This is a genomic window from Streptomyces sp. NPDC102437 (assembly GCF_044765565.1).
GTDB lineage: Bacteria > Actinomycetota > Actinomycetes > Streptomycetales > Streptomycetaceae > Streptomyces.
In genome coordinates, this window is record NZ_JBIWKI010000006.1 from 123227 (window position 1) to 143167 (window position 19941).

Consider the following 19941-nt stretch of genomic DNA (forward strand, 5'->3'; position numbering starts at 1 on the left):
ACCGTTGCCTCAGGGGCGCACGCCCCGGTGCAGCGCCACCACACCGCCGGTGAGGTCGCGCCAGGCGACCTTCGACCAGCCGGCCCGCTGGAGCGCGGCCGCGAGGCCCGGCTGATCGGGCCAGGCGCGGATGGACTCGGCGAGGTAGACGTACGCGTCGGGGTTGGACGACACCGCACGCGCGACCGGCGGCAGCGCCCGCATCAAATACTCGGTGTAGACCGTGCGGAACGGCGCCCAGGTCGGCTGCGAGAACTCGCAGATCACCACCCGGCCGCCCGGCTTGGTCACCCGGTACAGCTCGCGCAGCGCCGCGTCCGTGTCCTGGACGTTGCGCAGCCCGAAGGAGATCGTCACCGCGTCGAAGCTCTCGTCGCGGAACGGCAGCCGGGTGGCATCGCCCGCGGTGAAGGGCAGCCAGGAGTTGCGCTTCTTGCCCTCCTGGAGCATGCCGAGGGAGAAGTCGCACGGCACGACGTACGCGCCGGTGGCGGCGAACGGCAGCGAGGACGTAGCCGTGCCCGCGGCCAGGTCGAGGATCTTCTCCGCGGGCCGGGCGTGCACCGCCTTCGCGACCTCCTTGCGCCACAGCCGGGCCTGGCCGAGCGACAGCACATCGTTGGTGAGGTCGTAGTTGGCCGCCACGCCGTCGAACATCGAGGCGACTTCGTGCGGCTGCTTGTCCAGGGATGCTCGGGTCACCCGTCCATTCAAGCAGCCCGGTCCGCGCCGCTCCGCGCCGGTCGCGAGTCGTTACCCGAGTGGACTGAACCAATCGGTTCGATCGGTGGTCAGTACAAGTGGGGGCACCGAGCCGCCGGGATCCAGGGGGGAGCCCAGATGTCCGCACGAGGAGCAGGGCCCGAAAGCAGCCGAAGACGCCTGTCCGCCGCCGTGGTCGTTCCGGCGGCACTGATCTGCGCCGCCGCCGTGCTGGGGCCGCGGTGGAGCACCGGCGCCGAGGAGCAGCCGGCCGGGCCGCCCGCGTCGTCCGGGCCGTCCGCGTCGGGGAGTTCGGCGGGCACCGGGAAGTTCACCGTCGCCCGCGCCCAGGACACCGGCAGGAGCGGGGGCGCGGGCGGGGACAGCGGTCTGGCGTACCGGGTCGAGGTGGAGGGCGGTTCGGGCGTCGATCCGGACCGGGCCGCCGCCGAGATCGCCCGCATCCTGGCCGCACCACGGGGATGGTCGCACCACGGCGAGCACACCTTCCGCCGGGTCTCCGACGGGCCGGCCGGACTCGTCGTCCGGATCGCCACCCCCGCGACCACCGACGCGATCTGCCGGAAGGGCGGCCTCGACACCCACGGCGAGGTCAACTGCCGGGTCGGCGCCGACGTGATGGTCAACCTCAAGCGCTGGCAGCGGGGATCGCCCGAGTTCCACGGCCCGCTCGCCGAGTACCGGGCCCTGATCATCAACCACGAGGTCGGCCACTGGCTGGGCCACGGCCACGAGACCTGTCCGGGCAAGGGCCGCCCCGCCCCCGCGATGATGCAGCAGATCTACGGGCTGAAGGGGTGCGTCGCCAACGCCTGGCCGTACGACGCGAAGGGCCGCTATCTGGGCGGCCCGCAGGTGCCGTGAGCCGGCCCGCCGCGCGTACGTGTCAGCTGCGGCGGAAGACCAGCCGGCCGCCGAGCACCGTCGCCACGCAGCTCCCCGCACCCTCGGCCCGCAGCGCCGCCAGGCCCGCCACCCCGAACACCGCCAGGTCCGCGGGCCCGCCGACGGTCAGCGCCGTCGCGAACGCCTCGCCCGGCTCCGCCACCGAGGCAAGCGGGTCGAGCGACACGTCTCGTCCCGGTACCGGGCCGGGGGCGTGGACGCGCATACCCGAGCGGGCGACCGCGGTGCGCACGGCGGGGCGGGTGAACGGGCCCCGGACGGCGGTCGTGCCGTGCCGCAGCATCCGTTGCAGGCCGCGCCGGGCACTCGCGCCCCAGCGGGCGTCGTCCATGCCGAGTGCGGTGAGCGCGTCGCCGGTGAGGGGTTCGGTGCCCAGTTCGTCGGCCTCGCGCGGGTCCGGGTGGTAGGCGGCCTCCAGCAGCGCCGGGGCCGCCGCGTTCAGCAGGCCGGGGGTGATCAGCCCGGACCACCGCCGGATCCGGGCCTGCGGACGGGCGGCGGTCAGCTCCTCGTACGCGCCGACGGCGACGACCACGCCGCCGTCCACGGCCACGGAGTCCGCCCCGTCGGGGGCGCCGTGCACCGCGTCGGCGGTGTGAACCGTCAGCAAGACGGGCTCAGTTGGCGTTGAGGAGCTTCAGCTCCGGGTGGGCCGTGCCGCCCTCGATCGCCGTGGACGAGATGTGCGAGACGACGCGCTCGTCGACCGGGTCGTTCGCCGGGTCGTCGTGGACGACGAGGTGCTCGTACGTGGTGGCGCGCTGGGCCGGCACCCGGTCCGCCTTGCGGATCAGGTCGATGATCTCCAGGCGGTTGGAGCGGTGCTTGGCACCCGCCGAGGAGACGACGTTCTCCTCCAGCATGATCGAGCCGAGGTCGTCGGCGCCGTAGTGCAGCGACAGCTGGCCGACCTCCTTGCCGGTGGTCAGCCAGGAGCCCTGGATGTGGGCGACGTTGTCGAGGAAGATCCGGGCGATGGCGATCATCCGCAGGTACTCGAAGAGCGTGGCCTGCGTCTGGCCCTTCAGCTTGTTGTTCTCCGGCTGGTACGTGTACGGGATGAACGCACGGAAGCCGCCCGTCCGGTCCTGTACGTCGCGGATCATCCGCAGGTGCTCGATGCGCTCGGCGTTGGTCTCGCCGGTGCCCATCAGCATGGTGGAGGTGGACTCGACACCGAGGCGGTGGGCGATCTCCATGATCTCCAGCCAGCGCTCGCCGGACTCCTTGAGCGGGGCGATCGCGGTGCGCGGACGGGCCGGCAGCAGCTCGGCGCCGGCCCCCGCGAAGGAGTCGAGACCGGCGGCGTGGATGCGCTGGATGGCTTCCTCGACGGAGACCTTGGAGATCCGGGCCATGTGCTCGACCTCGGAGGCGCCCAGCGAGTGGATGACCAGCTGCGGGAACGCCTTCTTGATCGCGGAGAAGTGCTCCTCGTAGTACTCGACGCCGTAGTCCGGGTGGTGCCCGCCCTGGAACATGATCTGCGTACCGCCGAGTTCGACGGTCTCCGCGCAGCGGCGCAGGATGTCGTCGAGGTCGCGGGACCAGCCCTTGGCGGTATCCTTCGGCGCGGCGTAGAAGGCGCAGAACTTGCAGGCCGTGACACAGACGTTCGTGTAGTTGATGTTGCGCTCGATGATGTACGTCGCGATGTGCTCCGTACCGGCGTAACGGCGGCGGCGTACGGCGTCGGCGGCCGCGCCCAGCGCGTGCAGCGGCGCCGAGCGGTAGAGGTCGAGCGCCTCCTCCGGGGAGATCCGACCGCCCTCGGCGGCTCGGTCGAGGATGGGCTGGAGGTCGGCCTTCTCGGTCACCGGGCTGTCACCTTTCGGCGGTTTTTCAACGGATCTACGGACCGGTTCAGCGTACGCCAGCCCCTTGCGGGGTCAGCCGCCGGACCGGCTCAGCGTTCCGTACGGCAGGCCCGCGGCCCGTTCCTCGGACCGGAAGCGCAGGGTGCCGTCGGCGGCCAGGGTGAAGTGGACGTCGGTGGTGGTGGAGGTGCACAGGGCCGGGGTGCTGGGGCGGTCCGGGTCGACGCGCTCGTGGAGCGTCAGCTCCTCGGCGGTGCCGGAGGTGAGGCTGGCGACGCTGTTGCAGCTGACGGTGACGCCGAGGCTGGTGAGCTCGGTGTTCATCCGGACCACGTCCGTGCCCTTCTTTCCCGCGGTGAAGACGGCGGTGAGCGTGCCGTGCGGCTGCCCGGTGGTCTTCTCGGTGACCGGGCCCCGCCAGGTGCCGATGAACTCCTTCGGGAGTCCGGTGATCTGCTCCGGGCTCCCATCGCCCGAGCCCGTCGGCTGCGACGGCCCGTCGGACGGGGTGGCGGCGGGCGGGGTGGCGGCGGTCGGGGTGCCGCCGACGTTGCCGTGCTCGGCGCTGTTCTTCCCTCCGCCGCCCGGCATCAGGTCGAAGAGGAACGCGCTGCCCACGGTCACGGCGGCCAGCGCACCCGCCACCGCGAGGGCGACGGTGCAGCTGAGCCGCCGGCCACTGTTCGCGTCCGGCCGGGCCGGGGAGGAGTCCGCGCTGACGGTGACGGAGAAACGGGGGTCGGCCGTACGTTGGCCGGGCAGCCCGGAGTCACCGGTCCGCGGCGACTGTCCGGGGACCCCCGCCGCCCTGGCCGGCCCGGCCGTGCCCGCGGCCGCGGGCCACGAGGGCAGTACGCCCGGATGGGACAGCCGGGTCGGGTCGTGCGTGGGGAAGGGCTCGGCCGGCGAACCGAACCCGCCGCCCACGCCCCTGACCCCGTTCGCCCCGCTCGTGCCATCGGCGCCGTCCGCACCCCACGCCGCGCCGCTGAACGGCACCGGCCCCGACTGCACCGGCGTGTCCTGCGGCTCCAGGTCCAGCAGCGCGACCGCCGCCCGGCTGACCTCGCGCACCAACGGTCCGGGCAGCCAGCCGGCCGCCACCAGCGCGGCGGCCCCGCCCGGCGCCAGCCGCCGGGCCAGTTCCACGGGTGTGGGCCGGTCCTCGGGCTCCTTCTCCAGGCACCCGGCGATGACCTCCCGCAGATCCCCCTCCAACTCCCCCAGCTCGGGCTCCTCGTGCACCACCTTGTAGAGGAGTACGGCGGAGGAGTCGCCGAGGAAGGGGGCGGTGCCGGTCGCCGCGTACGCGAGCACCGCGCCGAGCGAGAAGACATCGGCGGCGCCCGAGATGTCGACGCCCCGGATCTGCTCCGGCGCCATGTAGCCGGGCGAGCCGACCGAGACGCCGGTGGAGGTGAGCGAGGCGGTGGCGCCGATGGCGTGGGCGATGCCGAAGTCGATCAGCCGGGGGCCGTCCAGGGCCAGCAGTACGTTGGACGGCTTCACATCACGGTGGATGAGGCCCTGCCCGTGCACCGCCGCCAGCGCCTCCCCGAGCCCGGCACCCAGCGTCCGCACCGCGTTCTCGGGCAGCGGGCCGTGCTCGGGGACCGCGGCGGAGAGCGGGGGGCCGGCCACGTAGCCGGTGGCGACCCACGGAATGGGGGCGTCCGGGTCTGCGTCCAGCACCGGGGCCGTCCACTGCGCACCGATCCGCCGGGCCGCGTCCACCTCACGCCGGAAGCGCGCGCGGAACTGCTCGTCCAGCGCGAAATGGGGATGCACGACCTTGACCGCGACGGTGCGTCCGCCCGCGCTGCGCCCCAGATAGACCCGGCCCATACCGCCCGCACCGAGCCTGCCGAGCAATCGGTAGGAACCGATGGTCAGCGGTTCGCCGGTTTCCAGCGGCTGCATATGGACACTCCCCCTGTGGACCCGGCCTGACCTCCGACCGAAGCCTAGGGGGCGAAGGTCATCGGGTCACAGAGGAAACCATCCGCCTATTTCACCCCCAAGGGAACGAACAACTGCTTTCGACACAACAAAAGGCGTGAATGCGTCGTTCACCCGAGCGATTCCGGGACCGGCCGGGACACTCGGCGGGCACCGTCCGGGAATCGGCTATTCGACGCGTATTAACCCGAATCGAGGCCGTACCGGCAGAAGGACATGCAGAAGGACATAGGGAGAAGCGGCGGGAAGCGGCGGGAGAGGTCGCGGGAAGGGATAAGCGACCACGAAAGGTTCGGGATTCACCTATACCCCGGGGATTCCCGCGCGAGGCGCACGCCCCGCGCTCCTTACTCCCGTACCCGCTCCCCCGTACTCGCGTCCCCGCGCCGCGCCCCGCTTCCGGCCCGCCTCAGCCGCCGAGCAGCTCGACCTTCACGTCCGCCGGGAAGCCGGTCGTCGGACCGACCCGGCGCGCGAACTCCTGCACGCCCGCCAGCTGGTCCGGGCCGAAGCGGAAGTCCAGGGTCGTGAAGTACCGCTCCAGCACCTCCGAGTCGAAGGCCTCCCAGCGCGCCGCCTGCTCCGCGACCTTGGTGACCTCCTCCAGGGAGAGGTCCCGGGAGGCCAGGAACGCCTCGTGCACCTTTCCCACCTGGTCGGGTTCGGCCGCCAGGTAGTCCTTGCGGGCCGCCCAGATCGCGAAGACGAACGGCAGCCCGGTCCATTCCTTCCACATCTGCCCCAGGTCGTGGACCTGGAGGCCGAGCCGGGGCGCGTCGTGCAGGTTGGCGCGCAGCGCGGCGTCGCCGATCAGCACGGCGGCATCCGCCTCCTGCATCATCAGGCCGAGGTCCGGCGGGCAGGTGTAGTAGTCCGGGCTGACCCCGTACCGCTCGGCGAGCAGCAACTGGGCCAGACGGACGGAGGTGCGCGAGGTCGAGCCGAGGGCCACCCTGGCCCGGTCGAGCTGGTCCAGCGGGACCTGGGACACGATCACGCACGACATGACAGGCCCGTCGCAGCCCACCGCGATGTCGGGGAAGGCGACCAGGTCGTCGGCGTTGCGCAGGTACTCGACCAGCGTGACGGGGCCGATGTCCAGATCGCCCCTGATCAGCTGCTCACTGAGCTTCTCCGGGGTGTCCTTCGAGAGCTCCAGGTCGAGCAGGGTCCCGGTGCGTGCCAGCCCCCAGTACAGGGGAAGGCAGTTCAGGAACTGGATGTGGCCGACGCGCGGCCTGCTGCGACGGTCGTCGCCTGCGACGGTTGAGACGGTTGAATTGTCCACATCGCGAGGCTAGACCCGTGGCGCGATCCGGACGGCACCGGGGGCGCGGGGCACACCCGAACTCGCCCCCGGGAGCGCCCTCCGGAGCTCCGGAGGCACCCTCCGAACCCCCGGAAGTCACCCCCGCGACACCCTCTCGCAGCCCCACTTCGTCAGCTCGTCGGCACTGCAATCAAACATCCGAGTGAAGTGATCTTTCCCTCTACCCTTCGATACACGCTGCGTGCTAGGCTCGACGCAAGTTGCAGTTTGGTTTCCCTTGCAGTACAGAGCCTGCGGAGCATGTAACCCGCAGGCTTTTGTAGTTTTCAGACTTCTTTGCAGGTTCTGGAGCAGGGCAACCCTTTGGCCCAAGGAGGGCTTATGGCTACCGGAACCGTCAAGTGGTTCAACGCTGAAAAGGGCTTCGGCTTCATCGCCCAGGACGGCGGCGGCCCGGATGTCTTCGTCCACTACTCCGCGATCAACGCGTCCGGGTTCCGCTCCCTCGAGGAGAACCAGGTCGTGAACTTCGACGTCACTCAGGGACCCAAGGGTCCGCAGGCTGAGAACGTCACCCCGGCCTAGTTGCCCGGGTCGGCCGATCGCGGCCGGCTAGTAGTACCCAAGGAGCCCCGCTCCTCCGCTTCGGCGGGGAACGGGGCTCCTGCCTTTTCCCATCCCTTTCTCGTCCCCTATCCCTCTTCCTTCTCCTTCGCCTTCCCGTTCGTCTTCGCGTTCTTCTCCTTCCGGCCCTTCCGGTGCCGGGCCCCGGGCGGCGGCGCTTGACCTTGACACCGTGTGAAGCGGTGGGCTGGGACACATCATGTTCACCATCGGAGACTTCGCCAGGTACGGACGGGTGTCGACCCGGATGCTGCGTCACTACGACGCCATCGGGCTGCTGCGCCCCGACCGCACCGACCCCGCCACCGGCTACCGCTTCTACGGCGCCGCCCAACTCGCCCGCCTCAACCGCGTCATCGCTCTGAAGGATCTCGGCTTCACGCTCCAGCAGGTGCGGGCCATCCTCGACGAGCAGGTGGGGCCGGAGGAGCTGCGCGGGATGCTGCGGCTGCGCCGGGCGGAGCTGGAGGAGGCCATGAGGGCGGCGGCCGCACGGCTGACGCAGATCGAGGCGAGGCTCCGGTCGATCGAGAGCGAGGGAAGCATGTCCGTGGACGATGTCGTCGTCAAAAGTGTTGCCGCGGTACGGGTCGCCGAGCTGACCGGCACCGCGTCCGGCTACGAGCCGGAGCACATCACTCCGGTGATCGTTCCGCTGTACGACCGGCTGTTCCCGCTGCTGGGAGAGGCCGGCGTCGCTCCGAGCGGTCCCGGGATCGCGTACTACGAGGACGCCCCGGAGGGCGGCGGCGCAATCGTCGTCCACGCGGGGGTCACGGTTTCCGCGCCGGTGGGCCCGCTGGGCGGCACCGGGGTCACGGTGGTCGAGCTGCCCCCGTTCGAGGCGGCGACCATCGTCCACCGGGGTTCGATGGACGGCGTCCTGCCGACGTCCCAGACCCTGGCCCGCTGGATCGACGCCAACGGCTACCGGTCCGCGGGGTACGCCCGGGAGATCAACCTGGAGTGCCCCGAGGACCGGGACCAGTGGGTGACGGAGCTCCAGGAGCCGGTCATCAAGCTCTGACCCGCTCCGGATACCTCTGGCGGGAAAGGAACGTGACACTCGGCACCCGAAGTGTCACGTTCCTTTCCACCCCTCGGTTCTGACCGACCCTGATCCGCCGGACAGGCCTAGTGCCCGCCGCCGGGCCCCGCCCACAGCCCGTCGTCCGTCAGCCCCAGCAGGTCGATCGCGTTGCGCCGCACGATCCGGTCCACCACATCCGCGTCCAGATGCCCCATCTGCGCCTCGCCGACCTCGCGCGACTTGGGCCAGGTGGAGTCGGAGTGCGGGTAGTCCGTCTCGTACAGGACGTTCCCCACACCGATCGAGTCCAGGTTCTTCAGCCCGAAGGCGTCGTCGAAGAAGCAGCCGAAGACATGGTCGGCGAACAGCTCCGACGGCGGGCGGTGGACCTTGTCGGCGACGCCGCCCCAGGCCCGGTTCTCCTCCCAGACCACGTCGGCACGTTCCAGGATGTACGGGATCCAGCCGATCTGACCCTCCGCGTACATGATCCGGAGGTTCGGGAACCTTTCGAACTTGCCGCTCATCAGCCAGTCGACCATCGAGAAGCAGCAGTTGGCGAAGGTGATGGTGGAGCCGACAGCGGGCGGGGCGTCCGCCGAGGTGGACGGCATCTTCGAGGACGAGCCGATGTGCATCGCGATCACCGTCCCGGTCTCGTCACAGGCGCGCAGGAAGGGATCCCACTCATCCGTGTGAATCGACGGCAGTCCGAGGTGCGGGGGTATTTCGGAGAACGCCACCGCGCGCACGCCGCGCGCCGCGTTGCGCCGCACCTCGGCCGCGGCCAGCTCCGCGTCCCAGAGCGGAATCAGCGTGAGTGGGATGAGCCGGCCGTGCGCCTCGGGCCCGCACCACTCCTCGACCATCCAGTCGTTGTACGCGCGCACTCCGAGCAGCCCCAGTTCGCGATCCTTCGCTTCGGTGAAGGTCTGGCCGCAGAAGCGCGGGAAGGTGGGGAAGCAGAGCGCGGACTGGACGTGGTTGACGTCCATGTCGGCGAGCCGCTCGGGAACCGAGAACGAACCCGGACGCATCTGCTCGTAGGTGATGATCTCCAGCTTGATCTCGTCCCGGTCGTAGCCGACCGCGGTGTCGAGCCGGGTGAGCGGACGGTGCAGATCCTCGTACACCCACCAGTCGCCGATCGGCCCGTCGTCACCCTTCGCACCCATCACGGGCGCGAATTTCCCGCCCATGAAGGTCATTTCCTTGAGCGGTGCGCGGACGATCCGCGGGCCGCGGTCGAGGTACTTGGACGGGAGCCGGTCCCGCCAGACATGAGCGGGCTCCACCGTGTGGTCGTCCACCGAGATGATCTTCGGGAAGGTCTCCATGCATACCACCGTAGCGTCGATCTGACGAACCGTCAGCTCCTCGGACCCGACCCTGTTCGGTAATCGTTGTCGAGGCCTTGTGCAGAGCGTCACCCACTGCTGACGTGCCACCCAAGACAAGGCAGACTGTTGAGCGCGATACCAGCGGTAGCGAGCAATCCGAATCCACCCGCCCTGGACCGGCACACGGGCGGGCAATCCAGGCGGACAGCATCAAGCACGATGGGCAGCACAGGCGGGTCGAGCAGGACAGGGGGTAGCAATGGACCGTGACAGCGGGCCACACGTGCGTGTTCCGGAGCAACGAGCTCCACAACAGCGGTCGGCGGGCGGCATCGATCTGCGCTTCTCCGTGCTCGGCCCGGTGCGGGCCTGGCGGGACGGCGAAGCCCTGTCGTCCGGTTCGCCGCAGCAGCGCGCCCTGCTGGCGGCACTCCTGCTGCGCGGCGGCCGCACCGCCACCGCCTCGGAGCTCATCGACGCCATCTGGGGCGACGAGCCGCCCTCCCAGGCGCTCGCCACCATACGTACGTACGCCTCCCGGCTCCGCAAGGTCCTCGACCCCCGGACGCTGGTCAGCGACGCCGGCGGGTACGCGATCCGGACCGGCCCCGACGCCCTCGACGTGACGGTGGCCCAGGAGCTGGCGGCCGACGCGGACAAGGCGCGTGCGTCCGGCGACCGCGGCCAGGCCCGGGCCCTGCTCGGGAAGGCGCTCGGGCTGTGGGACGGCGAGGCGCTGGCCTCCGTGCCCGGACCGTACGCCGAGAACCAGCGCGCCCGTCTGGAGGAGTGGCGGCTCCAGCTCACCGAGACCCGCCTGGACCTGGACCTCGAGGTCGGCTGCCACGCGGAGGCGGTCTCCGAGCTCACCGCGCTCACGGCCGCGCACCCGCTGCGGGAGCGGCTGCGCGAGCTCCTGATGGTCGCCCTGTACCGCAGTGGCCGTCAGGCCGAGGCGCTGGCCGTCTACGCCGACACCCGCAGGCTGCTCGCCGACGAACTGGGCGTCGACCCGCGTCCCGCGCTCGCCCAGCTCCAGCAGCGCATCCTGCAGGCCGACGAGGAACTCGCCCGCCCCGCGGACGAACCTGCTCCCGCCCCGGCTCCGGTGCGCCCCGCCCAGCTTCCGGCCACCGTCCCGGACTTCACCGGCCGCGCCTCCTTCGTACGCGAACTGGGCGACCGGCTGGCGACCGCCGAGGGTTCGGTGATGGCGGTCTCGGCGCTGGCCGGCATCGGCGGCGTCGGCAAGACCACCCTCGCCGTGCACGTCGCCCACCAGGCCCGCCAGCACTTCCCGGACGGCCAGCTGTACGTGGACCTCCAGGGCGCGGGCGCACGGGCGGCGGAGCCGGAGACGGTCCTCGGCGCGTTCCTGCGCGCCCTGGGCACGGCGGACTCGGCGATCCCGGACTCCGTGGACGAGCGCGCCGCGCTGTACCGGTCCACGCTGGACGGCCGCCGCATACTGGTCCTCCTCGACAACGCCCACGACGCGGCCCAGATCCGCCCCCTCCTTCCCGGCACCGCGGGCTGCGCGGCCCTGGTCACCAGCCGCGTCCGCATGGTCGACCTGGCCGGCGCCCACCTCGTCGACCTGGACGTGATGTCCCCCGAGGAGGCGCTCCAGCTCTTCACCCGCATCGTGGGCGAGGAGCGGATCAACGCCGAGCGCGACGCCGCCCTCGACGTGGTCGCCGCCTGCGGTTTCCTCCCCCTGGCCATCCGCATCGCCGCCTCCCGCCTGGCCTCCCGCCGCACCTGGACGGTCTCCGTCCTGGCCGCCAAGCTCGCCGACGAACGCCGCCGCCTGGACGAGCTCCAGGCCGGCGACCTCGCGGTGAAGGCCACCTTCGAACTCGGCTACGGCCAGCTGGAGCCCGCCCAGGCCCGCGCCTTCCGCCTTCTCGGCCTGGCGGACGGCCCCGACATCTCCCTGGCCGCCGCGGCCGCCGTACTGAACCTGGACGTGCACGCCGCGGAGGACCTCCTGGAGGCCCTGGTCGACACCAGCCTCCTGGAGTCCGCGGCCCCCGGCCGCTACCGCTTCCACGACCTGGTGCGCCTCTACGCGCGTTCCTGCGCGGAGCGGGGCGAAGAGCCCCTGGAGGAACGGGAGTCGGCGCTGTCGCGGCTGCTGGACTTCTACCTGGCGACGGCGGCGGGGGTGTATGCGCTGGAGCGGCCGGGGGACCGGGCTGTTGCCCACCTGGTGGACACCGAGCACCCGGGGCTCGAATTCACGGACGGGCCGCAGGCCGTGGACTGGCTGTACAGCGAGGCCAATTCGCTGCTCGCCTGCGCTCATCAGAGCGCGTCGAACGGAATGCTTCAGCGAGCCGTCGACCTGCTCTGCGCGGCAAAGGACCTCGCCGAGTCGGGCGCGAACTCCCGCCAGTACGAGACCACCGCCGCGGCTCTGCGTGACGCGGCGCGGACTGCCGCCGACCCCCGCTCCGAGGCGCGAGCCCGCGCCTCGCTGTCCACCGTCTACCTCGTCTCCGGCCGTTTCACGCTGGCCGACGAGGAGGCGCGGCACGCAATGGATCTGGCGGAGAGCACCAAGGACCCGATCCCCGCGTGCTGGGCACCCAACGATCGCGGCATCATCGCGTTCTACCAGGGCAGGCACGAAGAGGGCGAGAAGTTCCTGCAGGCAGCGATAGAGAACTACCGCGCGGACGGAAACCTGGTCGGCGAGGCCTCCGCGCTGTGCAATCTCTCGCGCATCCACGTGAACATGGACCGCACGGCCAGCGCGGTCGAGCTCGCCCAGCAGGGCACGGCCATCTTCGACGGCATGGGACTCAGCCTCCGCACGGCCAACGGCCGCTTCGCGCTGGGCATCGCGCTCACTCAGGCCGGAAGGCCGTCCGACGCCCTGGAGGAGCTCGACGAGGCGCTGCGCGTGTTCCGGGGCAACCGGCAACGACTCTGGGAAGGCTCGACCCACTTCCGTATCGCCGAGGCCCACCTGGCTGACAAACGCCCCGCGCAGGCGGCCCAGCACGCGGAGCAGGCCCTGGCCCTACGGGTCATCGGAGGCGAATGGATGCGAGGCAACGTTCTGATCACCCTGGGACACGCCCTCGAACGCCTCGGTCAGATCGATCGGGCCCATGCATGCTGGACCGAAGCACTGGCCATCCACGAGCAGTTCGGAGCGGTGGAGGCGGACAAGGTCCGGGCACTCCTCAATCCGGTCAGTGCCGCCTGACGCACCGGGACGGGCCGCGAGCCGTCGGCGTTCATCGAACGTTTATCACCACTCGTCAGTCTTAAGCCCATCGATCCGTCGTGTCGGGGGGCAGGCGGGTTGTACGGGGGACCACACCGCTAGGGTGAACGGCCCTGATATGCCCGTCCGGCAGCCCACGGGGGAGCAGCCGGACGGGCATCGCCGACCACGCAAGCAAGAACTTTGGGAGTTGACAGGCATGAGCGACGCATTGAAGCCGAAGACAGGTGCGACCACTCAGGAGAACCACGCCGGCAGCCCGGGCAGCGGTGCAGGCACCGTCAAGCCGCTGGAGAACCACGCCGGCAGCGTGACCGAGGACATCACGACCCTGGAGAACCACGCCGGCAGCACGCCGAAGGACCTCCTCAAGACGCAGGAGAACCACGCGGGTTCCGAGACGGCCTGAGCGTCACTCGACGGGGGAGCGGCCGCGGCGGCGCGGAGGGGGAGCCGTCGCGGCCGCTGCATGTCTGCGGACGCGGAGAGGGGGCACGAGCCAACGTCTCGTGCCCCTCTCCGCGTTCACGTACGCGCTGGACGCCCCAGGCAGGGCCGGTGGTCACAGGGGCCGGACGGTGAGCATCTGCTGGGCGTGGCCGACCGGCCCGTCGGCGTCGTGCAGGACGGTGCTGGTGACGCCCTGGCCGGTGGGGCCGAAGGTCACCGTGGTGTCCAGTCCCGTCCAGCGGCCCTCGGGCCGGCGGTGAAGGTGGACGGTCAGGTCGACGTTGGGGAACATCCAGGCGGTGGGCGACTCGCGTACGGCGATGCCGTTGGCGGTGTCGACGAGCGCGATGTAGGACGCGAGGGGGCTCGCGGTCTGCCCGGCGACGAGGTCCAGGGGCGTGGAGATCCAGGCGGTCGTACGGCCCGGCTGCGGTTCGGCGAGCGGGCGGACGTCGAGGGAGGCGATGTAGCCGCCGGGCCAGACCTCGCTCATGGGCCAGGACTTGAGCGCCTGGGGAGGGGTGAGCCGGTCCGCGGGGCCGCCGGCGACGGAGGTGGTGTCGCCGGAGGCGAGGAGCCAGGCACGGGCGCGGACGACGGGGCGGCCCGCGATCAGGGCGACGGCTTCGATCAGTTCGATGGTGCGGCCGGGCCGGAGGGTCTCGACCCGGATCTCGCACTCGTCGAGGGCGAGCCGCCCGAGGATGTCGAAACTGATCCGGGACAGGACCGGCCGGCGGTCCGGGTCGCTGTCCGGGCCGCTGTCCGGGCGCGCGGCCAGGTGACGGTCCATGGCGTGGACGATGAGGCCGCCGAGCGGGCTGAAGTGCTGCTCGTCGGTGTCCCAGGCACCGCTCGCGTGGGCGGTGGGCTTGTAGCGGTGCTCGTCGATGGGCTCGTAGTAGCTGCCGATGTTCAACGTGTCGTTCCTCGGTCCGGTGGCTGGTGGGGCTCACTGGACGAAGACGCTACTTGCCGGGGCCACGTGGCCTGCGGCGGGCCGCCAGGACCGCGACGACGACCGCCACCGACCGCTACGCCCGCCCCCGCAGCTCCCCCTTCACCACCTTGCCGCTCGCGTTGCGCGGCAGTTCGGGTACGAACTCCACCGCTCTGGGGACCTTGTAGTTCGCCATCTCGCGGCGGGACCAGGCGATCAGGTCGTCGGCTGTCGTCGTCGCACCCGGGCGGCGCACCACGTAGGCCCTGCCGACCTCGCCGAGGCGGGGGTCGGGGACGCCGATGACCGCCACGTCGGCCACATCGGGGTGCAGGCCGAGGAGTTGCTCTATCTCGGCCGGGTATGCGTTGAAGCCGCCGACTATGAACATGTCCTTGATCCGGTCGGTGATCCGGAGGTTGCCCGCCTCGTCGAGAACGCCCACATCGCCCGTGTGGAGCCAGCCGTCGGGGGTGATCGCGGCGGCCGTGGTCTCCGGGTCCTCGAAGTAGCCCTGCATCACGTTGAAGCCGCGGACCAGGACCTCGCCGGGGGCGCCGGGGTCGGCCAGGACGCAGATCTCGGTGTCCGGGATCGCCCGGCCGGACGTCGAGGCGATCGTCTCCGCCGGGTCGCCGCGGCGGCACATCGTGACGATGCCGCTCGCCTCGGAGAGGCCGTACGCGGTGAGGACCGTGGCGATGCCGAGCTCGGTGCGCAGCCGTTCCACCAGTTTCAGGGGGACCACCGCCGCGCCCGTCACCACCAGGCGCAGGGCGGAGAGGTCGTGGGTGGAGCGCGCGGGGTGGTCCAGGAGGGACTGGTGGAGGGTGGGCGGGCCGGGCAGCACCGAGATCCGTTCGGCGGCGATGTTGGCCAGGGCCGTGTCCACGTTGAAGACCGGCTGCGGGACCATCGTCGCGCCCCGCATCAGGCACGCGATGATGCCCGCCTTGTAGCCGAAGGTGTGGAAGAAGGGGTTCACGATCAGATAGCGGTCCCCCTCGCGCAGGTCCGCGAGCTCGCTCCAGATCGCGTAGCAGCGCAGGGTCTGGGCATGGGTGATGACCGCGCCCTTGGGCCGGCCCGTGGTGCCCGAGGTGTAGATGATGTCGGAGGGGGCCGAGGAGGCGATCGCGTCGGCCCGGGTGCGCACCTCGGCCCCGGACACCTCCTCCCCCGCCGCCAGGAAGTCCTTCCAGGTGACGTAGTCCTCGGGCGCGGAGTCGGCGAGCACCACCACTCGTTCCAGGTGCGGGAGCCGCACGTCCGCCCGGCGCAGCGACGCCACGTACGACGTGCCGAGGAAGGTGCCCGTGACGAAGAGAAGCTTCGCCCGGCTGCGCTGCAGGATGTACGCCGCCTCGCTGCCCTTGAAGCGGGTGTTGAGGGGGACGAGGACCGCGCCGGCCGTCACCGCCCCCAGCGCGGAGACGATCCAGTCCAGGGTGTTCGGGGCCCAGACCGCGACCCGGTCCCCCGGCTCCACGCCCGAGGCGATGCACGCCGCGGCGGCCCGCTCCACGCGCTCGCCGAGTTCGGCGTACGAGACCCGGGTGCGGCCCTCGACGACCGCCTCCCGGTCCCCGTAGCGTCGCGCCGCCGCCCGGATGAGTCCCGGGATGCTGCCCCACTCCTCGTCACCGCGCATCACTGGCCCTCCTGACGCAGTAGCTGACTATCCGTCAGATTAGCTGTAGCCTCAGCCGCTGTCAGCAGTCATGACGGCCTGGGAGGTGCGGTGACGGCACTCAAGGACGCGACGGCGATAGCCGGCATAGGACAGACGGCCTTCGCGAAACAACTGCCGGAATCCGAGAAGACCTTGGCCTGCCGGGCCATCGTCGCGGCGCTCGACGACGCGGGCATCGCCGCGTCGGAGGTGGACGGATTCGCCTCGTACACGATGGAGGAGACCGATGAGGTGGAGGTCGCCAAGGCCATCGGGGCCGGCGATGTCACCTTCTTCAGCAAGGTGGGGTACGGAGGCGGCGGCTCCTGCGCGACGATCGCGCACCTCGCCGCCGCCGTGGCGACCGGGCAGGCGAGCGTCGGTGTCGCCTGGCGGTCGCGCAAGCGGGGGTCGGGGCCCCGGCCCTGGAAGAACACCGCCGTGCAACTGCCCACCCCAGCCCAGTGGACCCGCCCGTACGGGCTGCTGCGGCCGGCCGACGAGATCGGGATGCTGGCGCGGCGGTACATGCACGAGTACGGGGCGACCCGCGACCACCTCTTCAACGTCGCCCTCGCCTGCCGCAACCGCGCCAACCAGAACCCGGACGCGATGATGTACGAACGGCCGCTGACCCGCGAGATGTATATGACCTCGCGCTGGATCAGCGATCCGCTCTGCCTCTTCGACAACTGCCTGGAGACGGACGGGGCGCTGGCCTGCGTGATCGTCTCCGCCGAGCGGGCCCGCGACTGCCGGCAGAAGCCCGTCTACATCCACTCCGTCGCCCAGGGGCTGCCCGCTCAGCACCACGGGATGGTCAACTACTGGAACGACGACCCGCTCAGCGGACCCGCCTGGACGGCCGCCCGGCAGCTGTGGAAGCAGGCCGACTTCGGACCGGACGATGTCGATGTGGCCCAGATCTACGACGCGTTCACCCCGCTCATCCCGCTCTCCCTGGAGGGCTACGGCTTCTGCGGGCGCGGCGAGGGCGCCGCGTTCACCGAGGGCGGGGCGCTGGAGAGCGGCGGACGGCTGCCCATCAACACCGGGGGCGGCGGGCTCAGCGAGGCGTACGTGCACGGCTTCAACCTGATCAACGAGGGCGTCAAGCAGCTGCGCGGCGTCTCCACCGCCCAGGTCCCGGACGCCGGGACGTGCCTGGTCACCGCCGGGGAGGGCGTTCCCACATCCGCCGTACTGCTGAGGAGCTGAGGGAGTTGACCGGGATGGACGGACTGCTGCTGCCCGTCGTGGACGAGGACGGCGCCCCCTTCTGGGAGTACGCGGCCCGCGGTGAACTCCGCGTCCAGGCGTGCGCCGCCCCCGAGTGCGGACGGCTTCGCTTCCCGCCGCGGCCGTGCTGCCCGCACTGCCAGTCCTTCGAGAGCGAGTGGCGGCCGATGAGCGGACGCGGCCGCATCTGGTCCTACATACGGCCGCATCCGCCGCTGCTGCCCGCGTACGCCGCGCAGGCCCCGTACAACGCGGTGGTGGTCGAGCTGGCGGACGCCCCGCAGATCCGGCTGGTGGGGAACGTGGTGAGCGGTCCGGACGCCCCGCTGGACTCGGTCGATCCGGAGCGGCTGCGGATCGGGGCGCCGGTGCGGGCGGTGTTCTGCCCGGCCGGTTCCGGGGTCACGTTGGTGCGCTGGCTGCTGGAGAGGTGACGGGCGATGGCGCTGCGCACGGAGACGGACAAGGAGACCGGGGTCGCGCTCGTCACCCTCGACCGGCCCGCGAAGCACAACGCGATCGACCTGGCCACGGCCGCCGAACTGGCGGCCGCATGGCGGGCGTTCCGCTTCGACGACGGGGTGCGGGCGGTGGTCCTCACCGGTGCGGGCGGCCGGGCCTTCTGCACCGGGATCGACCGGGGCGTGGCCGTGCCGCAGCCCTCGTCCCCGTACACGATCGACGATCCGCTGCTCGCGATCGGGCCGAAGGCGAACGACCTGTGGAAGCCGGTGATCGCGGCTGTGGAGGGGATGGCCTGCGGCGGGGCCTTCTATCTGCTGGGCGAGTCGGAGTTCGTGATCGCGTCCGAGGAGGCGACGTTCTTCGACCCGCACACGACGTACGGCATGGTCAGCGCGTTCGAGGCGATCTCGATGGCGCAGCGGATGCCGTTCGGCGAGGTGGCCCGGATGTCGCTGATGGGGACGGCGGAACGGGTCTCGGCCCGCCGCGCGTACGAGACCGGCCTGGTGAGCGAGTTGACGGCGCCCGGCGGCGCGGTGGACGCGGCGCTGCGGGCGGCGGCCGTGATCGCCTCGTACCCGACCGGGGCGGTGCAGGGGACGGTACGGGCGGTGTGGTCCGCGCGGGAGGCGGCCAGGGCGCAGGCCATGGCCCACGCCCCGCACCTCGTCGCACTCGGCAATCTGCCGCCGGAGCGGCAGGACGAACTGTTCCGGGGGCGGGGCGCGGGAGAGTTCCGGACGCGCTGACGGGCCGGCCGGCGGGTCAGTAGCTCAGCTCGGCATCCACGCGGCAGTTCTTCACCTTGGAGACCTTGCGCGGGTTGTCCATTCGCACGGAGACGGTCTTGGTCTCGCCGCCATCGGCTTCCACGGTCGCGTCACCGGTGTCGACGGTGTTGCCGCGTGCGTCGAGGAAGGTCACGTCGACCTCGTACGTGTGCGAGCCGGTGGCACCGGCGTCGGCGGTGAGCCTCACGGTGGAGGCGGTCACGGCCTTGCGCTTGCCCTTGCGGGGCTGGGCGCAGCGGAAGACGTACGCCTGGGGCTCGTCGGACGCCATGGCGGTCGGGGTCGGGGTGCCGTAGTCGGTGGAGCCGGAGGAGCTGCTCGACGAGTCGTAGTCATCGTCGTCGTAGTCGCTGCTGTGGTAACCGTTGTTGCTCTTCTTGGAGTTGGAGCAGCCGCCGCCGCTGCTCGACCCGCTGCTCTTGCTCTTGCTCTTGCCCCCGCCGCTGCGGCCGCCGTGACTGGAGGTCGAGAAGCCGGTGAGCGCGAGCACCACCACGACCAGTACCGCGGAAAGTTTTATGTGCTGCCGCATCATCGATGCAGCCCCCCTTGTGTTGTTGTCCGTCTCTGCAGTTGTCGAACGACCGTCCGTCACGCTAGCGCAAGGTGCGAGGGCGAGGGGCCGGGCGTAGCGTCGAGGCCTAGAGCGGTGCAGAGCTGTGACGCCGGTCCGTGCCACGCAGGAGGCCGATGATGATCCGCAACGTCCTCGGCCCGGTGCTCGCTCTCGCCGGAGCGGCGGCCGCCGTGCTGAGCCCCTTCCGTCACTGGTACGACGGTCGCCCCGGGCGTGATTACCGGGTCGCGGAGCTGTTCTCCGGAATCAGCGCGAACCGGCCCGGACCGCTGGATTCGATCCTGCTCGCGTTCCTCTTCGCCGCCCTGCTGACGGTGGCCGGGGTGGTGCTGCGGTCTCGGCTGCTGGTGGCGGCGGCGGGTGTGGTGGTGCTCGGGTTCACCGTGCTGTGGATGGTGCGCCAGGGGGAGTCGGTGGGCAGTCTGGCGATCGCGGGCGACGGTTCCGGGCTGGGGTGGGGCGTGGCCGAGGCCGCGGCGGGCGGGGTGCTGCTGCTGTTGGGCGCGGCGGTGATGCCGGGGCGGCACGGGGCCGGACGCCGGCTCGCCCGCAAGCGGCGCGACCAGCCGTACACGGCGCCCGGCTCGGAGCACCCGGACACCTGGCCGCCGACGCAGGAGCCGGGGCCGTCCGTGCAGACGAGCACCCTGCCGGAGCCCGAGCCGGAGCTGTACACGGGGCCGGATCCGGCGGAACGGCACGGTCCGGGCTCGGGCCCGGCCCCCCGCCCGGCCCCGGACGGCCGGGACACGGCCCCGCAGCCCGTCGCGCCGGACGAGGCCCCGGGCAAGGCCCCGGATGCGGACGGGCGCCCGAACGGCTGAGGCCCTTCGTGCCGGGGTTCCGTGCTCAAACGCCGGACGGGCTGGGTTTCACCGAGTCCAGGCCCGGTTCCCAGCC

Annotated in this window: 18 protein-coding genes; 9 read left to right on the forward strand and 9 right to left on the reverse strand. The window is 71.4% G+C overall.

The genetic code is table 11. The annotated features are described in order from the left end of the window. Window positions 1-9 precede the first annotated feature (9 nt). Window positions 10-702 carry a demethylmenaquinone methyltransferase gene (locus ACIRJP_RS10265; protein WP_404170721.1) on the reverse strand — a complete coding sequence of 231 codons (693 nt, stop codon included), beginning with the start codon at window positions 700-702 and terminating at the stop codon, window positions 10-12. A gap of 138 nt (window positions 703-840) precedes the next feature. Here ACIRJP_RS10265 and ACIRJP_RS10270 point away from each other — a divergent pair, with 138 nt between their 5' ends. Further along, on the forward strand, window positions 841-1587 hold the full coding sequence (locus ACIRJP_RS10270; RefSeq protein WP_404170724.1) for a DUF3152 domain-containing protein: 747 nt from the start codon (window positions 841-843) through the stop codon (window positions 1585-1587). 22 nt (window positions 1588-1609) lie between these two features. Here ACIRJP_RS10270 and ACIRJP_RS10275 read toward each other — a convergent pair whose 3' ends face one another. The 4 genes from ACIRJP_RS10275 to ACIRJP_RS10290 form a co-directional block, all read right to left on the reverse strand. After that, window positions 1610-2239 (reverse strand): hypothetical protein, encoded by a 630-nt coding sequence (locus ACIRJP_RS10275; RefSeq protein ID WP_404170727.1) that lies wholly within the window; start codon window positions 2237-2239, stop codon window positions 1610-1612. Between the two features lie 7 nt (window positions 2240-2246). Then, window positions 2247-3446 (reverse strand): cyclic dehypoxanthinyl futalosine synthase, encoded by a 1200-nt coding sequence (gene mqnC, locus ACIRJP_RS10280; RefSeq protein ID WP_266730534.1) that lies wholly within the window; start codon window positions 3444-3446, stop codon window positions 2247-2249. Between the two features lie 72 nt (window positions 3447-3518). Next, window positions 3519-5366 carry a serine/threonine-protein kinase gene (locus tag ACIRJP_RS10285; RefSeq protein ID WP_404170730.1) on the reverse strand — a complete coding sequence of 616 codons (1848 nt, stop codon included), beginning with the start codon at window positions 5364-5366 and terminating at the stop codon, window positions 3519-3521. A 448-nt stretch (window positions 5367-5814) separates the two neighbouring features. After that, window positions 5815-6693, reverse strand: coding sequence for a menaquinone biosynthetic enzyme MqnA/MqnD family protein (locus ACIRJP_RS10290; protein WP_404170733.1), 879 nt, complete (start codon window positions 6691-6693; stop codon window positions 5815-5817). 363 nt (window positions 6694-7056) lie between these two features. Between ACIRJP_RS10290 and ACIRJP_RS10295 the strand changes: the two genes are divergently transcribed. Then, the gene (locus ACIRJP_RS10295) at window positions 7057-7260 is read left to right on the forward strand and encodes a cold-shock protein (protein WP_003967102.1); all 204 of its coding nucleotides are present in this window, start codon (window positions 7057-7059) and stop codon (window positions 7258-7260) included. A 238-nt stretch (window positions 7261-7498) separates the two neighbouring features. After that, window positions 7499-8326 (forward strand): MerR family transcriptional regulator, encoded by an 828-nt coding sequence (locus tag ACIRJP_RS10300; RefSeq protein WP_404170736.1) that lies wholly within the window; start codon window positions 7499-7501, stop codon window positions 8324-8326. A gap of 107 nt (window positions 8327-8433) precedes the next feature. On the opposite strand, the gene ACIRJP_RS10305 is transcribed toward ACIRJP_RS10300, so the two are convergent. Further along, the gene (locus ACIRJP_RS10305) at window positions 8434-9666 is read right to left on the reverse strand and encodes an amidohydrolase family protein (RefSeq protein ID WP_351259274.1); all 1233 of its coding nucleotides are present in this window, start codon (window positions 9664-9666) and stop codon (window positions 8434-8436) included. A gap of 262 nt (window positions 9667-9928) precedes the next feature. Between ACIRJP_RS10305 and ACIRJP_RS10310 the strand changes: the two genes are divergently transcribed. Both ACIRJP_RS10310 and ACIRJP_RS10315 read left to right on the forward strand, forming a co-directional pair. Beyond that, window positions 9929-12886 carry a BTAD domain-containing putative transcriptional regulator gene (locus ACIRJP_RS10310; protein WP_404170738.1) on the forward strand — a complete coding sequence of 986 codons (2958 nt, stop codon included), beginning with the start codon at window positions 9929-9931 and terminating at the stop codon, window positions 12884-12886. A gap of 220 nt (window positions 12887-13106) precedes the next feature. Continuing rightward, window positions 13107-13316 carry a hypothetical protein gene (locus ACIRJP_RS10315; RefSeq protein WP_404170740.1) on the forward strand — a complete coding sequence of 70 codons (210 nt, stop codon included), beginning with the start codon at window positions 13107-13109 and terminating at the stop codon, window positions 13314-13316. Window positions 13317-13469: 153 nt separating this feature from the next. Here ACIRJP_RS10315 and ACIRJP_RS10320 read toward each other — a convergent pair whose 3' ends face one another. Both ACIRJP_RS10320 and ACIRJP_RS10325 read right to left on the reverse strand, forming a co-directional pair. After that, window positions 13470-14276, reverse strand: coding sequence for a thioesterase family protein (locus ACIRJP_RS10320; protein ID WP_404170742.1), 807 nt, complete (start codon window positions 14274-14276; stop codon window positions 13470-13472). A 115-nt stretch (window positions 14277-14391) separates the two neighbouring features. Further along, window positions 14392-15948, reverse strand: a complete 1557-nt coding sequence (locus ACIRJP_RS10325; protein ID WP_404170744.1) for a FadD3 family acyl-CoA ligase — start codon at window positions 15946-15948, stop codon at window positions 14392-14394. Between the two features lie 90 nt (window positions 15949-16038). Between ACIRJP_RS10325 and ACIRJP_RS10330 the strand changes: the two genes are divergently transcribed. From ACIRJP_RS10330 to ACIRJP_RS10340, 3 genes are read left to right on the forward strand one after another with little or no spacing between them, the layout of a single operon-like run. Then, on the forward strand, window positions 16039-17187 hold the full coding sequence (locus ACIRJP_RS10330; RefSeq protein ID WP_404170746.1) for a lipid-transfer protein: 1149 nt from the start codon (window positions 16039-16041) through the stop codon (window positions 17185-17187). A gap of 14 nt (window positions 17188-17201) precedes the next feature. Continuing rightward, entirely contained in the window at window positions 17202-17642 is a 441-nt protein-coding gene (locus tag ACIRJP_RS10335; RefSeq protein ID WP_404170748.1) for a Zn-ribbon domain-containing OB-fold protein, read from the forward strand. A 6-nt stretch (window positions 17643-17648) separates the two neighbouring features. Beyond that, window positions 17649-18422, forward strand: a complete 774-nt coding sequence (locus tag ACIRJP_RS10340; RefSeq protein ID WP_404170751.1) for an enoyl-CoA hydratase/isomerase family protein — start codon at window positions 17649-17651, stop codon at window positions 18420-18422. A 16-nt stretch (window positions 18423-18438) separates the two neighbouring features. Here ACIRJP_RS10340 and ACIRJP_RS10345 read toward each other — a convergent pair whose 3' ends face one another. Continuing rightward, window positions 18439-18999, reverse strand: a complete 561-nt coding sequence (locus ACIRJP_RS10345; RefSeq protein ID WP_404170754.1) for a hypothetical protein — start codon at window positions 18997-18999, stop codon at window positions 18439-18441. Window positions 19000-19157: 158 nt separating this feature from the next. On the opposite strand from ACIRJP_RS10345, the gene ACIRJP_RS10350 reads away from it, so the two are divergent. Further along, the gene (locus tag ACIRJP_RS10350; protein ID WP_404170757.1) at window positions 19158-19865 is read left to right on the forward strand and encodes a hypothetical protein; all 708 of its coding nucleotides are present in this window, start codon (window positions 19158-19160) and stop codon (window positions 19863-19865) included. The last annotated feature ends 76 nt before the right edge of the window (window positions 19866-19941 follow it).

Bases quoted from the DNA above. Each gene is read 5' to 3' on its own strand.
- ACIRJP_RS10340 (WP_404170751.1), top strand. From the start codon at position 17,649: ATGGCGCTGCGCACGGAGACGGACAAGGAGACCGGGGTCGCGCTCGTC.
- ACIRJP_RS10285 (WP_404170730.1), bottom strand. From the start codon at position 5,366: ATGCAGCCGCTGGAAACCGGCGAACCGCTGACCATCGGTTCCTACCGA.
- ACIRJP_RS10270 (WP_404170724.1), top strand. From the start codon at position 841: ATGTCCGCACGAGGAGCAGGGCCCGAAAGCAGCCGAAGACGCCTGTCC.
- ACIRJP_RS10300 (WP_404170736.1), top strand. From the start codon at position 7,499: ATGTTCACCATCGGAGACTTCGCCAGGTACGGACGGGTGTCGACCCGG.
- ACIRJP_RS10345 (WP_404170754.1), bottom strand. From the start codon at position 18,999: ATGATGCGGCAGCACATAAAACTTTCCGCGGTACTGGTCGTGGTGGTG.
- ACIRJP_RS10295 (WP_003967102.1), top strand. From the start codon at position 7,057: ATGGCTACCGGAACCGTCAAGTGGTTCAACGCTGAAAAGGGCTTCGGC.
- ACIRJP_RS10335 (WP_404170748.1), top strand. From the start codon at position 17,202: ATGGACGGACTGCTGCTGCCCGTCGTGGACGAGGACGGCGCCCCCTTC.
- ACIRJP_RS10350 (WP_404170757.1), top strand. From the start codon at position 19,158: ATGATCCGCAACGTCCTCGGCCCGGTGCTCGCTCTCGCCGGAGCGGCG.
- ACIRJP_RS10305 (WP_351259274.1), bottom strand. From the start codon at position 9,666: ATGGAGACCTTCCCGAAGATCATCTCGGTGGACGACCACACGGTGGAG.
- ACIRJP_RS10315 (WP_404170740.1), top strand. From the start codon at position 13,107: ATGAGCGACGCATTGAAGCCGAAGACAGGTGCGACCACTCAGGAGAAC.
- ACIRJP_RS10310 (WP_404170738.1), top strand. From the start codon at position 9,929: ATGGACCGTGACAGCGGGCCACACGTGCGTGTTCCGGAGCAACGAGCT.
- ACIRJP_RS10325 (WP_404170744.1), bottom strand. From the start codon at position 15,948: ATGCGCGGTGACGAGGAGTGGGGCAGCATCCCGGGACTCATCCGGGCG.